Genomic DNA, 14062 nt, shown 5'->3' with positions numbered 1-14062 from the left:
CGCAATGTTACCTGTCAGTAGGTTGGAGCTCCGGAGAGCTCCGGGTGACACAGGTCACCCGCGTCGGGCCGTCCGACCCGGCCCGCCCTCCCCCGGCGCCACACGACGAGCACGTCGAACTCGGCGAGTGGGGCGGGCCGCACCGACCCGCCGCAACCCGTCGCCACGCTCAGGACGACCCGTCCAACGCCGCCCTGATCCGGGCGATCGCCTCGACCTCCGCCGGAACGACCCCCCGGTGGGCCCGCGCCGTCCGGTCGGCCGCCGCCAACACCACCGACCGGTAGGACTCCACGTCCTGCGGCGACCGGGCCGCCAGGACCTCCACCGCCCGGCTCAGCGCCGGCAGCACCACCGCTGCGATCTCCGGCGTCGACGCCCGGGGCAGCTTCGGCAGCGGACCCGTGGTCAGCGCCTCCTTCACCAGGCCGCTGGCATCGGCCATCGCCCCGGAGGCGGCGAAGCTCTCCCGGAACAGGGCCACCACACCCGGATCGGCGTTCGACACCAGGAACACCGCGCCGAACGCGCCGGTCTTGAGGGTGAGCCGTTCGTCATCCGTCAGCCGCTGCTCCATGATCACGGAGTGTAGACGTACGGCGTGGTGGAGGTGACCGCGACGAGCCCGAGCCGCCCCAGGACCGGCCGGCTGTCGGCGGAGGCGTCCACCTGGAGCAGGGTCCGGCCACGCTGCCGGGCCAGCCGGGCCCGGTGGGCGACCAGGGCCCGGTAGATGCCCCGCCGCCGCCAGGTGGGCAGGGTCGAGCCACCCCACAGGGTGGCGAACCCGGTGCCGGTCACGTACCGCACCCAACCCGCGCTGACCACCGCGTCCTCCGCCTCGGCCACCACGACGGTGATCGAGCCCGGGTCCGTCGCGATCTCCCGCTCCAACGCCTCGGCGAGGTGGCTTCGGTCGGTCTCCCACACCCGCGACTCCAGGTCCGCGATCCGGTCCAGGTCCGCCCGCCCGGTGACCTCCCGCAGGCGTACGCCCTCGGGCAGCAGCGGCAGCGCGGCCGCCAACTGCGCGACCGGACCGACCATGACCGTCTCCTCGTCCTCCGGCACGAACCCGGCCGCCCGCAACCGGTCGGGCAGGTCGGCGGGCTCGTCGTGGGCGTACAGCTTCCACTCCACCGCCTCGCCCCGGGCCCGGAACGCCGCCACCTGACGGTCGATCAACGCGTCCAGCCCTTCGCCGGTCAATCCGCCCAGGTCGCGGTAGGTCAGGAAGCCGCGACTGTCGAGGCCCACCACCCGGTACAGTGGCCCGTCCCGTTCCACGCCCACCCCCGCCGGAACCGGATCGGGCAGGTCCGGACGCAACTCGGCGTCGTACACGGCCCGCAACGCCATCGGGTCAAGATCCGTCATCCCACCACCCTAGGCCCGCTGCCCACCCGGAATAATCGGGCGCGTGTGGCAGACCATCCGAACCTGGTTCGACCCGCAGGAGATGCGGTCGGTCGGCCGCACCCCCGACTATCGCTTCTCGCTGGCCAACGAGCGCACCTTCCTCGCCTGGCTGCGCACCGGCCTGGCGCTGGTGGCGGGCGGGCTCGCCGCCGCGCAGTTCCTTCCGCCCCTGCCGGTGGCGCACCTGCGTGAGGCGATCGCCGTCGCGCTGCTGGTCCTCGGTGGCACGGTCGCCGTGCGGGCCGTCGACCACTGGGCCCGCACCGAGCGGGCCATCCGGCTCGGCGAGGAACTGCCCGTGTCCCGTTTCCCGGCCGTGCTCTCCCTCGCCGTCGGTCTCGGCTCGTTGCTGTTGGTCGCGGCAGTGCTGGCCCAGGCGTTCGGGCACCGGTGAGTGCACCGGCACCACCCCCGCGGCGCGACCCGGGGCTGCAACCCGAGCGCACCCGACTGGCGTGGCGGCGTACCGCGCTCGCGCTGACCATCGTGACGGTGCTGGCCGTCCGGCCGGCGTTCACCGGCTCGCCCGTCGCCGTGGCACTGGCCGTGCCGACCCTGGCGCTGTGGGCGGTCGCGGTGACGGCCTGCCGTCGGCGGGGTGCCCGCACCGGATCGGTCGGCGTGGGCGGAGCCACGCTGCCGCTGACCGCCCTGGCCACCACGGGCTACGCCCTGCTCGGCGTGCTCCTGGTGATCTACGGACTGTGAGCGGCGGCGCGGGTGCGTCATGATGGGTGTATGGCCCGGGTCTTCCTCCTCCTCTTCGCCGTGCAGGTCGTGCTCGCCGCCTGCGCCCTGATCAGTTGCCTCTCCGCCGAGAAGGGCGACGTGCGGGCCCTGCCCCGGCTCGCCTGGGTGCTGGTCATCCTCCTCTTCCCGCTGATCGGCCCGATCGCCTGGTTCCTGGCCGGCCGCCAGTCCACCGCCGGGCGCCTGCGGGGCGGCTGGCCGACGACACGGGGCGCGGCGCGCAGATCGTCCCGCCCCGCCGCCCCGGACGACGACCCGGAGTTCCTCCGCTCGATCGAGGGCCGGACCCGCCCCCAGGACCAGGAGCTGTTCCGTCGCTGGGAGGAGGACCTCGGCCAACGCGGGAACGACCTGCGGCGCGAGGACGGCGGCCCCCGCGAGGAGCCCCGCCCGGAGGTGTAGCCCCACCCGGCCCGTCAACGGCCGGGGGGGCCGGAGGCGAACCTCCTCCATGCTCCTCGGCCAGCCCGCCAGGCGTACCCGGCCAGCCCGCCAGGCGTACCCGGCCAGCCCGCCAGGCGTACCCGGCCAGCCCGCCAGGCGTACCCGGCCAGCCCGCCAGGCGTGCCCGGCCAGCCCGCCGGGCGTGCCCGGTCAGCCCGCCGTCACAGTCTGCGCCGCAGGCCCCGCACCGCCAGCGGGGCGAAGATCGCGGCGATCACCACCGCCCAGGCCAACGTCTGCACCACCGGAGCGGCCACCGGGCCGCCGACCAGCAGGCCGCGCAGCGCGTCGGCGAGGATCGTCACCGGGTTGACCTCCACCCAGGCCTGCAACCAGCCGGGCATGGTCTCGGTGGGCACGAACGCGTTGCTCGTGAAGGTCAGCGGGAAGATCACCGTGAAGCCGAAGATCTGCACCTTGTCCGGCTCGTCGACCAGCACGCCCACCAGCACCGCGATCCAGGCCGCGGCGAGCGAGAAGCCGAGCAGGAGGGCGAACGCGGCGACCAGCCCGAGCACGCCGTTGCCGAGGCGGAACCCGAGGATCATGCCGACGCCGATCAGCAGCGCGACCGACCACGCCTGCTTGACCGTGTCGGCGAGGATCCGCCCGGCCAGCGGGGCCCAGCGGGCGATCGGCAGCGAACGCAACCGGTCGAACACGCCCTTGGTGAGGTCGGTGTTGAGCCCGAAACCGGTGGTCATGGTGGCGAAGAAGGCGTTCTGCACGATGATGCCGGGCAGGGCGAACGTCAGGTACTCGCCGGGGCTGCCCGAGATCGCGCCACCGAAGACGTACGTGAACAGCAGCACGAACATCACCGGCTGGATGCTCAGGTCGAGCAGCTCCATCGGGTTGTGTTTGATCTGCACCAGGCTGCGCCAGGCCAGGGTGGCCGTGTGTCGCAGGCCGGCTGTCGGGGCGAGCCGACGGGCCGGCACCAGCGGGGCGGTCACGGCGGTCATGCCGGGGTCCTCTCCAGGTCGCTGTCGGTCTCCACGGACCCCTCGGCGCGGTGGCCGGTGAGGGACAGGAAGACCTCGTCCAGGCTGGAACCGCGCAGCGCCAGCTCGGCGACCGCGATCCCCGCCGCGTCGAGGCGTTGCACCACGGCGGGCAGCACCCCCTGATCGTTGACGGGCACGGTGACCGTGGTCTGGGTGACCTCCGGCACGGTGCCGGCCACCTCGCCGGCGACGGCCACCACGGTGGGTAGTTCCGCCGGGTCGGCCGGGCGGACCGTCAGCACCTGCCCGCCGGTCTTGGTCTTCAGCTCCTCCGGCGTGCCCTGCGCGATGACCCGGCCGTGGTCGACCACGGCGATCTCGCTGGCGAGCTGATCGGCCTCCTCCAGGTACTGGGTGGTCAACAGCACGGTCACCCCGTCGGCGACGAGCCCCCGGACGATGTCCCACAGCTCGTTGCGGCTGCGCGGGTCGAGGCCGGTGGTGGGCTCGTCGAGGAAGAGCACCTGCGGCCGACCGACGAGGCTCGCCGCGAGGTCGAGGCGGCGGCGCATGCCCCCCGAGAAGGTCTTCGCCGGCCGGTCGGCGGCGTCGGTGAGGTGGAAGTCGGCCAGCAACTGCCGGGCCCGGGCCCGGGCGTCGACCCGGGACAGGCCGAGCAGCCGGCCGATGAGCAGCAGGTTCTCCACGCCGGTGAGGGTCTCGTCGACCGAGGCGTACTGGCCGGTGAGGCCGATCATCTGGCGTACCCGGTGGGCGTCGCGGACCACGTCGTAGCCGCCCACCGTGGCATGGCCCTCGTCGGCGCGCAGCAGGGTCGCCAGCACCCGGACGGTGGTGGTCTTGCCCGCGCCGTTCGGCCCGAGGAGGCCGAAGACCGTGCCTGTCGGCACGGCCAGGTCAACTCCGGCGAGGGCGGTGGTGTCGCCGAACCGGCGCACCAGCCCCTCCGCGCGGATCGCGTGGTCCATCACGTCTCCTGTCGTCAACTTCGGTGACGCCACCATGACCGACAGCCCTGACACTTTTGCCGGCACCGCGCTACGTTACGACGCCGGACGACGCAGGACCGCCGAATTAGCGGACGGGAGAACGTGACACGCCGCCGCCCCGGACGGGAGCGGCGGCGTGGGGGCGGGTCAGGCCAGGTTCGAGGAGCGGGGGTACGCGTCGGCCGGGTCGGTGAGCACGTTGACCAGGTAGGGCACGCCGGCGTCGAAGGCCCGGGTCAGGGCCGGCCCGAGGTCGGCGGCCTTCGCCACGGTCTCGCCGGCCCCGCCGAGGGCCTCGACGACCCGGTCGTAGCGCAGTTCGGGCTGAAGGTCGGCGGCGACGTCGTAGCCGTACATGGCCCGCATCGGGTGCTTCTCCAGGCCCCAGATGCCGTTGTTGCCGACCACGATCACCACGGGCAGCTTCTGCCGGACGAGGGACTCCACGTCCATCAGCGAGAAGCCGGCCGCGCCGTCGCCCATCAGGACGCAGATCTGCCGGTCGGGGTGGCTGACCCGCGCCCCCATGGCGTAGCCCATGCCGGTGCCGAGGCAGCCGTACGGCCCGGGGTCGAGCCAGGTGCCGGGCTGGGCGGGCTCCAGGTATCTGCCCGCGTACGAGACGAAGTCACCGCCGTCACCGATGGTGATCGCGTCGCGGGCGAGGACCCGGCGCAGCTCGCCGTAGACGCGGGCCGGGCGGATGGGGTCGGTGTCGGCGGCCATCTCCTCGGCGTCGCGGGCCTTCGCGGCGTCCTCGGCGACGCGCAGCTGCGCCACCCAGTCGGCGTGGTCGGCCCGGTCACCGGTGTGCCCGGCGAACGCGGTGAGGATGGCCCGCAGGTCGCCGGCCGGGGCGGCGGCGGGCTGCACGTGCGAGGCCCGCTGGCTGGGCGCGTCGACGACGTGCACGACCGTGGCGTCGCCGAAGTCGCCGAAGCCGAGGCGGAAGTCGAGCGGGGTGCCGACGACCACGACCACGTCGGCACCCTTCAGCGCCACCCGGCGGGCCTTGGCGAAGGCGAGCGGGTGCTCCGGCGGCAGCGCGCCGCGACCCATTCCGTTGGTGAAGACGGGCACCTGCAACGCCTCGGCGGCGGCGCGCAGCGCGTCGACCGCGTCGCCGGCGTACACGTCGGAGCCGGCGATGACGACCGGCCGCGCGGCGGCGGCGATCAGGCCGGCGGCCTTGGCCACCTCGTCGGGGTCGGCTTCCAGCGGCGGGATCCCCGGCAGGGCGGGCAGCTCGGCGACGGCGACGGAGAAGATCGCCTCCAGGGGAAAGTCGAGGAAGACCGGGCCCCGGTGCGGGGTGAGCGCGGCGGTCAGCGCGGCGGTGACGGCGCGCGGGATGTCGTCGGGGCCGAACACCGTCTCGGCGTGCTTGGTGACGGGGGCGACCAGCGGCAGGTGGTCCATCTCCTGGAGGCTGCCGGAGCCCCAGCGGAACTGCGGGGCCCGGCCGCCCATCACCAGCACCGGCGAGGCGTTGAAGTAGGCGCTGGTGAGCCCGGAGATGCCGTTGGTGACGCCGGGGCCGGCGGTGAGCACGGCCAGGCCGGGCCGGCGCTGGAGCTTGGCCACCGCCTCCGCGGCGAAGACCGCCGACTGCTCGTGCCGTACGTCGTAGAGGGGGAAGCCGGCCTTGTGGGCGGCGTCGTAGAGCGGAAAGACGTGCCCGCCGGAGAGGGTGAACATCTCCCGCACCCCGTACGCCCGCAGCGCCGCGAGCGCGAGCTCCCCGCCGTGCCCCTCGATCCGCTCCGTCATCACCGCTCCCTCTCGTCGCCTGACCGGAGTCACACGTTACTGGCCGGTAGAAAGAATGTGAACAGCCCTCGGGTCGGTCGGGGACGCCGCCGGCCCCGCCGGCTCAGCGGCCGGTGAAGTCCGGCTTGCGCTTCGCCACGAAGGCGGCCATGCCCTCGCGCCGGTCATCGGTGGCGAACAGCGCCGCGAAGAGCTGACTCTCCCAGGCCAACCCGGAGTTCAGGTCCATGTCCAGGCCGCCGTCCACAGCGAGCTTCGCCGCCCGCAGGGCCTGCACCGGCCCGGTCAGGTAGGGCCGGACCAGCTCCACGGCGGCGGCGTACACCTCGCCGGCCGGGGCGACCCGGTCGGCCAGACCGATCCGCAGCGCCTCCTCGGCGTCGACCATCCGGCCCGACATGATCAGATCCTTCGCGCGGGCGGGACCGACCAGCCGGGCGAGCCGCTGGGTGCCCCCGGCTCCGGGAATGATGCCGAGCTTGATCTCGGGTTGGCCGAGCTTGGCGTCGGAGGCCACCACCCGCCAGTCACACGCCAGGGCCAGCTCGCAGCCGCCCCCGAGGGCGTACCCGGTGATCGCGGCGACGACAGGCTTCGGGATCCGGGCGATCGCGCCGAGCGCGCTGGACAGGTTGGCCGCCCGCTGCGCCATGTCCACGTAGGACATGTCGGCCATCTCCTTGATGTCCGCGCCGGCGGCGAAGACCTTCTCCCCGCCGTACACGACGACGGCCCGGACGTCCGGGTCCGCGGTGGCGGCCGCCGCGGCGGCACGCAACTCCTCCTGCACCTGGGTGTTCAGGGCGTTCATCGGCGGCCGTTCCAGCCGGATGGTGCCGATGCCGTCCCCGGTCTCCAGCCGCACGAACTCACCCACGTCGCACCCTCACTTCCTCGTCGAAGTCGCGTGCCAACCTTACGACCCCCGCCGCGCCACCAGTAGTCTGGTGCCAGTCCCGCCACCGGGAGTGACGCCATGATCACTTACTACCACGACAGGTCTGTCCAGGTCACCTCGGCCGCCATCCGGGCCGACGACCGGGTCTACCCGCTGGCCGAGATCACCCTGGTCTGGCATCAGCGGGGCAGCCGGTCCTGGCGGGTCCTCGCCGGCCGGGGCGCGATCGGCGCGGCCCTGGCCGGCCCCCTCGTGGCCGCTGTCGCCGGGGTCGCCCTCGCGATCTGGTGGAACCGCTCCCTGACCGTCACCATCGCCATCGTGGGTGCCTCGGCCCTGGTCGGGCTCGCCGTCGGGCCGGCCGCCGACTTCCTCTTCGAACACCTCGACCGCTCGTACGCGCGCGGCAGCCGCCAGCGCGAGCTGTGGGTCCGCTGGCGCGGCCGGCCGGTGCGGCTGCTGCGGACGGCCGACGCGCGGCGCTTCGGGCAGATCTACCGCGCGGTGCAGCGCGCCGTCGAGGCCACCGAACCGGCACGCCGCTGACCCCGGCCCTGTCTCTGGCCCCGGCCCTGGCCTCCGCCATCGTCCCGGCCCCGGCCTCCGTCCCGGGTGAGGGTCACACCTGGACGGTCTGCCGGCGCACCGCGTGCACCCGCTGGACGTGCTCGACCAGCGTGATCAGCGTCTCCCGGCTGGACTCCCGCACCCGCGCGTCACAGAGCAGCACCGGCACCACCGGATCGAGGTCGAGGGCCTGGCGCACCTGGTCCACCGTGTAGCGGCGGGCACCGTCGAACTGGTTGACCGCGACGACGAACGGCATGCCGCGCTGCTCGAAGTAGTCCAGGGAGGGGAAACAGTCCGCCAGCCGCCGGGTGTCCGCCAGCACGACCGCGCCGAGCGCCCCGCTGGCCAGTTCGTCCCACAGGAACGCGAACCTGTTCTGCCCCGGCGTGCCGAACAGGTACAGCACCAGGGTGTCGCTGATGGTGATGCGGCCGAAGTCCATCACCACGGTGGTGGTCGACTTCGTCCCGACCCCCGACAGGTCGTCGACGTCCGCACCCCGCTCCGAGAGATCCTCCTCGGTGGTGAGGGCGCGGGTCTCGCTGACGGACCCGACGAGCGTGGTCTTGCCGACACCGAAGCCGCCGGCGATGAGGATCTTGACGGCGGTGGGTGTGGCCGGACCCGGTGCGTCAGAGCGCGCGTAGCCCATGGAGCACTGCCTCCAGCGTACGGTCTTCGGTGTTGGCCATCCGTGGGGTGGGCGGCCAGACGTCGACGAGTTTGCGGACCAGGAGGTCGCCGAGCAGCACCCGGACCGTCCCGACCGGAAGGTCGAGGTGGGCCGAGACCTCGGCGACGGACATCACGCTACGGCACAGGTCCAGGATGGCCAGATGCTCGGGGGCCAGCCCGTGCGCCGGAACCGCCCGCCCCCCTGCCGACGCGACGAGCGCGATCAGGTCGAACGTGCCGGTGACGGGCCGCGCCCGGCCGCCCGTCACCGCGTACGGCCGGACGACCGGCCCCGGCTCGTCGTGGGACGACGTCACGCGGGGCTGCCCGGTTCGGCTGCGCCGCCGGCCCTGGCCGGGGCGGACAGGTGCCGGCCGGCCCGGTTGACGAGCATCGCCATCTCGTACGCGATCAGTCCGATGTCGGCCTGGTCGGTGGCGAGGACGCTCAGCGACGCCCCCGACCCGGCGGCGGTGACGAACAGGTAGGCCGACTCCATCTCGATGATGGTCTGCTGCACGGGGCCGCCGCCGAAGCGGCTGCTCGCCCCCCGGGCCAGGCTCTGCACCCCCGACGCGAGCGCCGCGAGATGTTCGGCGTCGTCGCGGCTCATGCTCGTGGAGGCGGCCAGCAGCAGGCCGTCGTTGGAGAGGACGATGGCCTTCTCGACCTCCCTGACCCGGTTCACCAGGTCGTTGAGCAGCCAGGCGAGGTCGGTGTTAACCGCTGTGGTCATCTGTGTGTCTCTTTCCAGTTCGGCGGTCAGCTGTCGGCCGGGGACTGCGGGGCACCGGGCTGCTCGTCGTCGGCGGCGGCCCGACCCTTGCGGGTGCCGTCCTGGAACGCGCTCATCTTCCGCCGTACCGCCTCCGGGTCCCGCGACGCGGCGGTCGCGGCCCTCGGTGCGGGAGCGGCCCGGGGCGGCGACGCCGTGGCGGGCGGGTCGGACCGGGTCGTGCGGCGTACCCGCTTCGGCAGCCCGGCCTCGGTGACGGTGCCCGGCACATCGTCGACCGACGCGGCGGACTCACCGCCATCGGCGACCGGCCGGGCCTCCCGCACCCCGGGCGTGGCCCGCTGCCCGTCGACCGTGGGCGCGGGACGGGCGGCGACCACGGCCAGCGGCTGGGTCTGCGCGTCGGGGCCACGCAGCGCCGCCACCGGCAGTGGCTCGGCCGGGGCCTCGCCGAGCAGCTCGGCGGGGATGAGCACCACCGCGGTGGTGCCGCCGTACGCGGACTCCTTGAGATGCACCCGCACGGCGAGCCGGGTCGCCAGCCGGCCGACCACGAACAGGCCCAGCCGTGAGCTGTCGGAGAGCCGGAACTCGCCGGGCGCGGCCAGCCGGGTGTTCGCCGTGGCCATGTCCTCGGCGGGCATCCCGAGCCCACGGTCCTCGATCTCGATGGCGAACCCGTTCGCGACGACCTGCCCGGTGACCTGGACGGGGGTGTTCGGCGGCGAGAAGGACAGCGCGTTCTCGATCAGCTCGGCGACGAGGTGGGTGGCGTCGGCCACCGCCCGACCGGCCAGCCGCACGTCGGGCATCGGGGCGACGGTCACCCGGGTGTAGTCCTCGACCTCGGCCACCGCGCCGCGCACCACGTCGAGCATCGGCACGTCACGCTTCCACTGCCGGGGCGTGTTCGCTCCGGTCAGCACGATCAGGTTCTCCGCGTTGCGGCGCATCCGGGTGGCGAGGTGGTCGACGTCGAACAGCTTCTCCAGCGCGTCCGCGTCCTCCTCCGCGCGTTCCATGTCGGTCAGCACGCTCAACTGCCGGTGCACCAGCGCCTGCGTCCGGCGGGCGATGTTGAGGAACATGTCGGCGACGTCGCGCCGCAGCTCGGCCTGCTCGACGGCGGCCCGGACGGCGGTCCGCCGGGCGGCGTTGAACGCCTCCCCCACCTGGCCGAGTTCGTCGCGACCGTAGGCGAGGTCGGGCGCCTCGGCCTCGACGTCGACCTTGTCGCCCCGGCCGAGCCGGTCCACGACGTCGGGAAGGGTGTCGGTGGCGAGCCGGTGGGCGTCCCGGCGCAGACCCTCCATCCGCCGGATCAGGTGCCGGGCCCCCATCAGCGCCGCCGCCACCATCACCGCGCCGAGGCCGGTGGCGAACAGCAGCCGCGCCGCCACCCCCAGCACCACCGGCACGGACTGCGCGACCAGGGCATCGCCGCGGGCCAGGATCACGTCGTTGACGCCGGTGCGGGCGTCCTGGACGGCGGCCTGCCAGTCGCCGGGGCTCAGCCGCAGGGGGCGGTCGGCGCCGGCGACGACCCGGTCCTCGTACTGCCGGAGGCGGACCAGTGGACCGCTGTCGACGAGCTGGCGCAGCGCGGCGGCGTCCTCGGCGGGAAGCTTGTGGGCGGTGTCCTCCACCAGGAACCGCCACACGCCGACGAGCTTGGTGAACTGGGCGTGCTCGGCCTGGTCGAGCTGGCCGGCGGTCAGTGCCCCGGCGAGCAGGGCCTCCTCCTGGGACATCACCTCCCAGGCGCGCTTGACGTCGATGAGCGCGCTCGCGATGTTGGCGATCTGCTCGTCGTCGATCTTGCTCAGGGAGTCGTAGATCCGGAAGAGGCTGTCGATGGCCGAGGTGTAGTCGGCGACCACGGTCGGCCGGTCGATCGCCAGCGCGTCGACGGACTGCCGGGTCGTGGTGAGGGCGTCCAGCCGGTCGAGGGCGGCGGAGATCAGCCGCTGCGTCTCGTCACTGGCGGCGAGCCGGGCCTGCCAGCGCCGGGTCCGCTCGGCGTAGACGGCGGTGGCGGCGTCGGTGTCGCGGCGGACGGCGTCGAGGTCCGTCCGGTCGCGGTCGGAGTCGGCGAGGAAGACCGCGCTGGCCCTCCGCTCGTGCTGGAGGCTGACGATCAGCGGCTCGCTCGGCTCGTAGATGCTGCCGTTGACCTCGCTGGCACCCAGCGTGTGGGCGCCGTCGCGCAGAGTCATCCAGGCGGCGAACGCCCACAGCAGAATCAGCGCTGCGACCATGAGCGCAACCATCTGGCGCAGGTTGATCGTGCGGGAGCCCATCTCACCGTCCCCGTGCGGGTTGGAGAACGCGTCGGACGCTCGCTTCGCCGGCTCCCGCTGCTGAGAGTGGCGGCCCGAGAGCGCGCGGAAACGGTAGCAGCGCCCGGATGCGTCCCTCAAGGTCGCGGCATGCCCGACTGTCCCACCTCGGCCCCGCGGGTCGCGTCGGGGCCCGGCCTGAGCGCCGGATCAGGGGGACGTTACCCGGTAGGTCACGCCGGTGGCCTCCTCCGACATCTCCCACAGCCACCGCCGCGCGGCCTCGTCCCGGGCGCCCGCGCCGGGGTCGACCCGCACCGGGCGGCCGGTGAGCCCGCGCCATCCGTCGGGACCGTAGACGTCGCCGCCCCGCGCGGCGGGGTCGGTGGCCGCCCGCACCGTCGGCAGCGCGGCGGCGGCCACCTCGTGGGTCAACCAGCTCGTGCACCAGCGCAGCCCCGGCAGTTCCAGCAGCCGCAGCCACGGCGGCCCGTCGCGGGAGATCTCGGTGCGGCATGCGCCGGGGTGCGCGGCCAGCGCCACCGCGCGGGCACCGCCCGCCGCCAGCAGTTCGTGCAGCCGGTACGCGGCCAGCAGGTTGGCGAGCTTGCTGGCACCGTACGCCCGGAAGGGCCGGTACCGGCGGGTGCGCCAGTGCGGGTCGGCCCGGTCGATCCGCGCACCGGCCTGGGAGAGGCTGCTGACCTGGACGACACGGCCGGCGGGCGCGGCCAGCAGCGGCTCCAGCAGCAGCCCGGTCAGCGCGAAGTGGCCCAGGTGGTTGATGCCGAGGTGCTGCTCGAACCCGTCGCGGGTCCACCGGACACCGCCGGTGAGCGTCATCACACCCGCGTTGTTGACCAACACGTCGAGCCGGTCGTGGCGGGCCCGGAACTGACCGGCGGCCCGGCGTACCGAGTCGAGCGAGGCCAGGTCGAGGGGGAGCGTGGTGACCGTCCCCCGGGGCGCCGCCGCGCCGATGGCGACCCGGGCCGCGTCCGCCCTGCCGGCGTCGCGGCAGGCAAGCACGACGTGCGCGCCCCGGGCGGCCAGGGCCAGGGCGGTCGCCCGGCCGATGCCGGTGTTGGCGCCGGTGACGAGGACGGTTCGGCCGTCCAGGTCGGGCACGTCGTCGATCGTCCAGGGTGGGGTGGTGGGGTCGGGTCGCACGCCGCCGACTCTAGGGGCAGCCCACCGGATCTGACTGTCGGGTGTCCGTCCGTCCACAGAGGGCGACGGAGCGGTTAGGCTTAATGATGACCCTCTATTACCGGGACGACTCGGTGCAGGTGACCTCGGAGGCGATCCGGGCAGGCGGGCACGTCGTGCCGATCGCCGACGTCACGTACGTGTGGCACGACCGGGGCCGCACCACGATGGCCGTCCGTGGCCGGGTGCTGGGTCGGGGCGTACTGGTGCTGCTGTTGTCGCTGCCGCCGCTGGTGGCGCTGGTCTGTGTGCTGTCGTTGGCCTGGTCGGCGCAGGACCGGGGCGACTGGGTGCCCGCGCTGGTCGTGCTGGCCGCCTGCGTGGTCGGGGCGCTGGCCCTGGCCCCCTTCCTGGAACTGCCCCTCGGCTGGCTGGACCGCTCCTACGAGCGCGGCAACCGGGTGCACGAGCTGTGGGTGCAGCACCACGGCCGGGAGGTGATGATGCTGCGGACACCCGACGCGCTGCGGTTCGGCCAGATCTACCGGGCCGTGCAGCGGGCCGTCGAGCAGCACGACCGCTGACGCGCAGCTTGCGGCCGGGGCTGCCGCGGCCGGCGGGACGGGCGCCGGCAGCGCACACTTGGTGCCATGGCGATCCCACTCCCCCGCCCGACCGCCGTGGTCGGTCTCACCCGCTCCGCCCTCGACTCGGCGGCGTCGTTCGCCGCCGTGCCCACCCGCGCATTCGCGGTGCTCGACGGGGTGGAGGCGCTGCTGGCCCGGATCAACGGGGTGGTGGACCGGATCGAGCAGACCCTCGACCGCACCGACCGGGTGCTCGACGACGCCGAGACCGCGGTCCGCGAGGTGGCCGTGATCAGCGCCGCCGCGACCAGGGCCATCGACACCGCCACCGAGGTCGCCACCGCTGCGGCCGTGGTGGTCGGCGAGGCGGAACAGGTGTCGGCCGCCGCCGCGACGGTGGTCGCCGAGGCCGGCCGGGTGTCCCGGGCCGCCGCCACGGTGGTCGCCGGCGCCGAGTCGGTGGCCGGTCGGGCCGCGACCACGGTGGGCGAGGCGGCGGAGGCCGCCGCGACCGCCGCCGAACTACTGGCCGCGTACGAGCCGGCGCTGCGCCGGGCCGCGCCGATGGCGAACCACTTCGTCGAGCAGCTCAGCCACGAGGAGGTCACCGCGGCGATCCGGCTGGTCGACGAGCTGCCGAAGCTGAAGCAGCACCTGACAGCGGACATCCTGCCGATACTGGCCACCCTCGACCGGGTGGGACCGGACCTGCACGACCTGCTCGACGTGACCCGCGACCTCAAGCTGGCCGTCGCCGGCATCCCCGGGCTGGGCATGCTGCGCCGCCGGGGCGAGCGGTTGGGCGAGGACGGGGACTGAAGACCAGGC

17 protein-coding genes are annotated in these 14062 nt (G+C 74.0%); 6 read left to right on the top strand and 11 right to left on the bottom strand.

Annotation, left to right across the window (positions count from 1 at the left end; translation table 11 throughout):
* Positions 1-169: 169 nt before the first annotated feature.
* Together GA0070616_RS19100 and GA0070616_RS19095 are read right to left on the bottom strand one after the other, a co-directional pair.
* Positions 170-577 (bottom strand): hypothetical protein, encoded by a 408-nt coding sequence (locus GA0070616_RS19100; protein ID WP_091091132.1) that lies wholly within the window; start codon positions 575-577, stop codon positions 170-172.
* A 2-nt stretch (positions 578-579) separates the two neighbouring features.
* Complete coding sequence (locus GA0070616_RS19095; RefSeq protein WP_091084643.1) at positions 580-1377, bottom strand: GNAT family N-acetyltransferase; 798 nt, start codon at positions 1375-1377, stop codon at positions 580-582.
* An 82-nt stretch (positions 1378-1459) separates the two neighbouring features.
* Here GA0070616_RS19095 and GA0070616_RS19090 point away from each other — a divergent pair, with 82 nt between their 5' ends.
* From GA0070616_RS19090 to GA0070616_RS19080, 3 genes are read left to right on the top strand one after another with little or no spacing between them, the layout of a single operon-like run.
* On the top strand, positions 1460-1813 hold the full coding sequence (locus GA0070616_RS19090; protein ID WP_425413003.1) for a YidH family protein: 354 nt from the start codon (positions 1460-1462) through the stop codon (positions 1811-1813).
* Entirely contained in the window at positions 1810-2127 is a 318-nt protein-coding gene (locus GA0070616_RS19085; RefSeq protein WP_091084636.1) for a DUF202 domain-containing protein, read from the top strand. The genes GA0070616_RS19090 and GA0070616_RS19085 overlap by 4 nt, the downstream gene beginning before the upstream one ends.
* 30 nt (positions 2128-2157) lie before the next feature.
* A complete protein-coding gene (locus GA0070616_RS19080) occupies positions 2158-2571 on the top strand; it encodes a PLD nuclease N-terminal domain-containing protein (protein ID WP_091084632.1) in 414 nt (137 codons plus the stop codon).
* Positions 2572-2774: 203 nt separating this feature from the next.
* On the opposite strand, the gene GA0070616_RS19075 is transcribed toward GA0070616_RS19080, so the two are convergent.
* The 4 genes from GA0070616_RS19075 to GA0070616_RS19060 form a co-directional block, all read right to left on the bottom strand.
* On the bottom strand, positions 2775-3578 hold the full coding sequence (locus tag GA0070616_RS19075; protein WP_091084628.1) for an ABC transporter permease: 804 nt from the start codon (positions 3576-3578) through the stop codon (positions 2775-2777).
* On the bottom strand, positions 3575-4549 hold the full coding sequence (locus GA0070616_RS19070; RefSeq protein WP_091084625.1) for an ATP-binding cassette domain-containing protein: 975 nt from the start codon (positions 4547-4549) through the stop codon (positions 3575-3577). Before GA0070616_RS19070 ends, GA0070616_RS19075 begins: the two co-directional genes overlap by 4 nt.
* 168 nt (positions 4550-4717) lie before the next feature.
* Complete coding sequence (locus GA0070616_RS19065) at positions 4718-6340, bottom strand: acetolactate synthase (RefSeq protein WP_091084621.1); 1623 nt, start codon at positions 6338-6340, stop codon at positions 4718-4720.
* A 103-nt stretch (positions 6341-6443) separates the two neighbouring features.
* Positions 6444-7217 (bottom strand): enoyl-CoA hydratase/isomerase family protein, encoded by a 774-nt coding sequence (locus GA0070616_RS19060; protein WP_091084617.1) that lies wholly within the window; start codon positions 7215-7217, stop codon positions 6444-6446.
* 99 nt (positions 7218-7316) lie between these two features.
* On the opposite strand from GA0070616_RS19060, the gene GA0070616_RS19055 reads away from it, so the two are divergent.
* A complete protein-coding gene (locus GA0070616_RS19055; RefSeq protein WP_091084613.1) occupies positions 7317-7784 on the top strand; it encodes a DUF6232 family protein in 468 nt (155 codons plus the stop codon).
* Positions 7785-7857: 73 nt separating this feature from the next.
* Here GA0070616_RS19055 and GA0070616_RS19050 read toward each other — a convergent pair whose 3' ends face one another.
* From GA0070616_RS19050 to GA0070616_RS19030, 5 genes are all read right to left on the bottom strand, one after another.
* The gene (locus GA0070616_RS19050) at positions 7858-8460 is read right to left on the bottom strand and encodes a GTP-binding protein (RefSeq protein WP_091084609.1); all 603 of its coding nucleotides are present in this window, start codon (positions 8458-8460) and stop codon (positions 7858-7860) included.
* Positions 8441-8800: a DUF742 domain-containing protein gene (locus GA0070616_RS19045; protein ID WP_091084606.1), complete on the bottom strand. Its 360-nt coding sequence runs from the start codon at positions 8798-8800 to the stop codon at positions 8441-8443. The genes GA0070616_RS19050 and GA0070616_RS19045 overlap by 20 nt, the downstream gene beginning before the upstream one ends.
* Positions 8797-9219 carry a roadblock/LC7 domain-containing protein gene (locus GA0070616_RS19040; RefSeq protein WP_091084602.1) on the bottom strand — a complete coding sequence of 141 codons (423 nt, stop codon included), beginning with the start codon at positions 9217-9219 and terminating at the stop codon, positions 8797-8799. The genes GA0070616_RS19045 and GA0070616_RS19040 overlap by 4 nt, the downstream gene beginning before the upstream one ends.
* 26 nt (positions 9220-9245) lie before the next feature.
* Positions 9246-11519 carry a sensor histidine kinase gene (locus tag GA0070616_RS19035; RefSeq protein ID WP_091084597.1) on the bottom strand — a complete coding sequence of 758 codons (2274 nt, stop codon included), beginning with the start codon at positions 11517-11519 and terminating at the stop codon, positions 9246-9248.
* A gap of 189 nt (positions 11520-11708) precedes the next feature.
* On the bottom strand, positions 11709-12668 hold the full coding sequence (locus GA0070616_RS19030) for an oxidoreductase (RefSeq protein ID WP_091084594.1): 960 nt from the start codon (positions 12666-12668) through the stop codon (positions 11709-11711).
* Between the two features lie 86 nt (positions 12669-12754).
* Between GA0070616_RS19030 and GA0070616_RS19025 the strand changes: the two genes are divergently transcribed.
* Positions 12755-13231 carry a DUF6232 family protein gene (locus GA0070616_RS19025; protein ID WP_091091129.1) on the top strand — a complete coding sequence of 159 codons (477 nt, stop codon included), beginning with the start codon at positions 12755-12757 and terminating at the stop codon, positions 13229-13231.
* A 66-nt stretch (positions 13232-13297) separates the two neighbouring features.
* Positions 13298-14053 carry a hypothetical protein gene (locus GA0070616_RS19020; protein WP_091084591.1) on the top strand — a complete coding sequence of 252 codons (756 nt, stop codon included), beginning with the start codon at positions 13298-13300 and terminating at the stop codon, positions 14051-14053.
* Positions 14054-14062: the final 9 nt, after the last annotated feature.

The organism is Micromonospora nigra (assembly GCF_900091585.1).
Lineage (GTDB): Bacteria > Actinomycetota > Actinomycetes > Mycobacteriales > Micromonosporaceae > Micromonospora > Micromonospora nigra.
Note: the sequence above shows the minus strand (reverse complement) of the source record. Positions and strands in the feature narration are given on the sequence as shown.

What these genes read in the sequence shown, in the direction of transcription:
- GA0070616_RS19100 (WP_091091132.1), bottom strand. Translation starts at nt 577, where the DNA reads ATGGAGCAGCGGCTGACGGATGACGAACGGCTCACCCTCAAGACCGGC.
- GA0070616_RS19040 (WP_091084602.1), bottom strand. Translation starts at nt 9,219, where the DNA reads ATGACCACAGCGGTTAACACCGACCTCGCCTGGCTGCTCAACGACCTG.
- GA0070616_RS19035 (WP_091084597.1), bottom strand. Translation starts at nt 11,519, where the DNA reads ATGGGCTCCCGCACGATCAACCTGCGCCAGATGGTTGCGCTCATGGTC.
- GA0070616_RS19090 (WP_425413003.1), top strand. Translation starts at nt 1,460, where the DNA reads ATGCGGTCGGTCGGCCGCACCCCCGACTATCGCTTCTCGCTGGCCAAC.
- GA0070616_RS19025 (WP_091091129.1), top strand. Translation starts at nt 12,755, where the DNA reads ATGACCCTCTATTACCGGGACGACTCGGTGCAGGTGACCTCGGAGGCG.
- GA0070616_RS19075 (WP_091084628.1), bottom strand. Translation starts at nt 3,578, where the DNA reads ATGACCGCCGTGACCGCCCCGCTGGTGCCGGCCCGTCGGCTCGCCCCG.
- GA0070616_RS19065 (WP_091084621.1), bottom strand. Translation starts at nt 6,340, where the DNA reads ATGACGGAGCGGATCGAGGGGCACGGCGGGGAGCTCGCGCTCGCGGCG.
- GA0070616_RS19055 (WP_091084613.1), top strand. Translation starts at nt 7,317, where the DNA reads ATGATCACTTACTACCACGACAGGTCTGTCCAGGTCACCTCGGCCGCC.
- GA0070616_RS19070 (WP_091084625.1), bottom strand. Translation starts at nt 4,549, where the DNA reads ATGGACCACGCGATCCGCGCGGAGGGGCTGGTGCGCCGGTTCGGCGAC.
- GA0070616_RS19080 (WP_091084632.1), top strand. Translation starts at nt 2,158, where the DNA reads ATGGCCCGGGTCTTCCTCCTCCTCTTCGCCGTGCAGGTCGTGCTCGCC.
- GA0070616_RS19095 (WP_091084643.1), bottom strand. Translation starts at nt 1,377, where the DNA reads ATGACGGATCTTGACCCGATGGCGTTGCGGGCCGTGTACGACGCCGAG.
- GA0070616_RS19050 (WP_091084609.1), bottom strand. Translation starts at nt 8,460, where the DNA reads ATGGGCTACGCGCGCTCTGACGCACCGGGTCCGGCCACACCCACCGCC.
- GA0070616_RS19020 (WP_091084591.1), top strand. Translation starts at nt 13,298, where the DNA reads ATGGCGATCCCACTCCCCCGCCCGACCGCCGTGGTCGGTCTCACCCGC.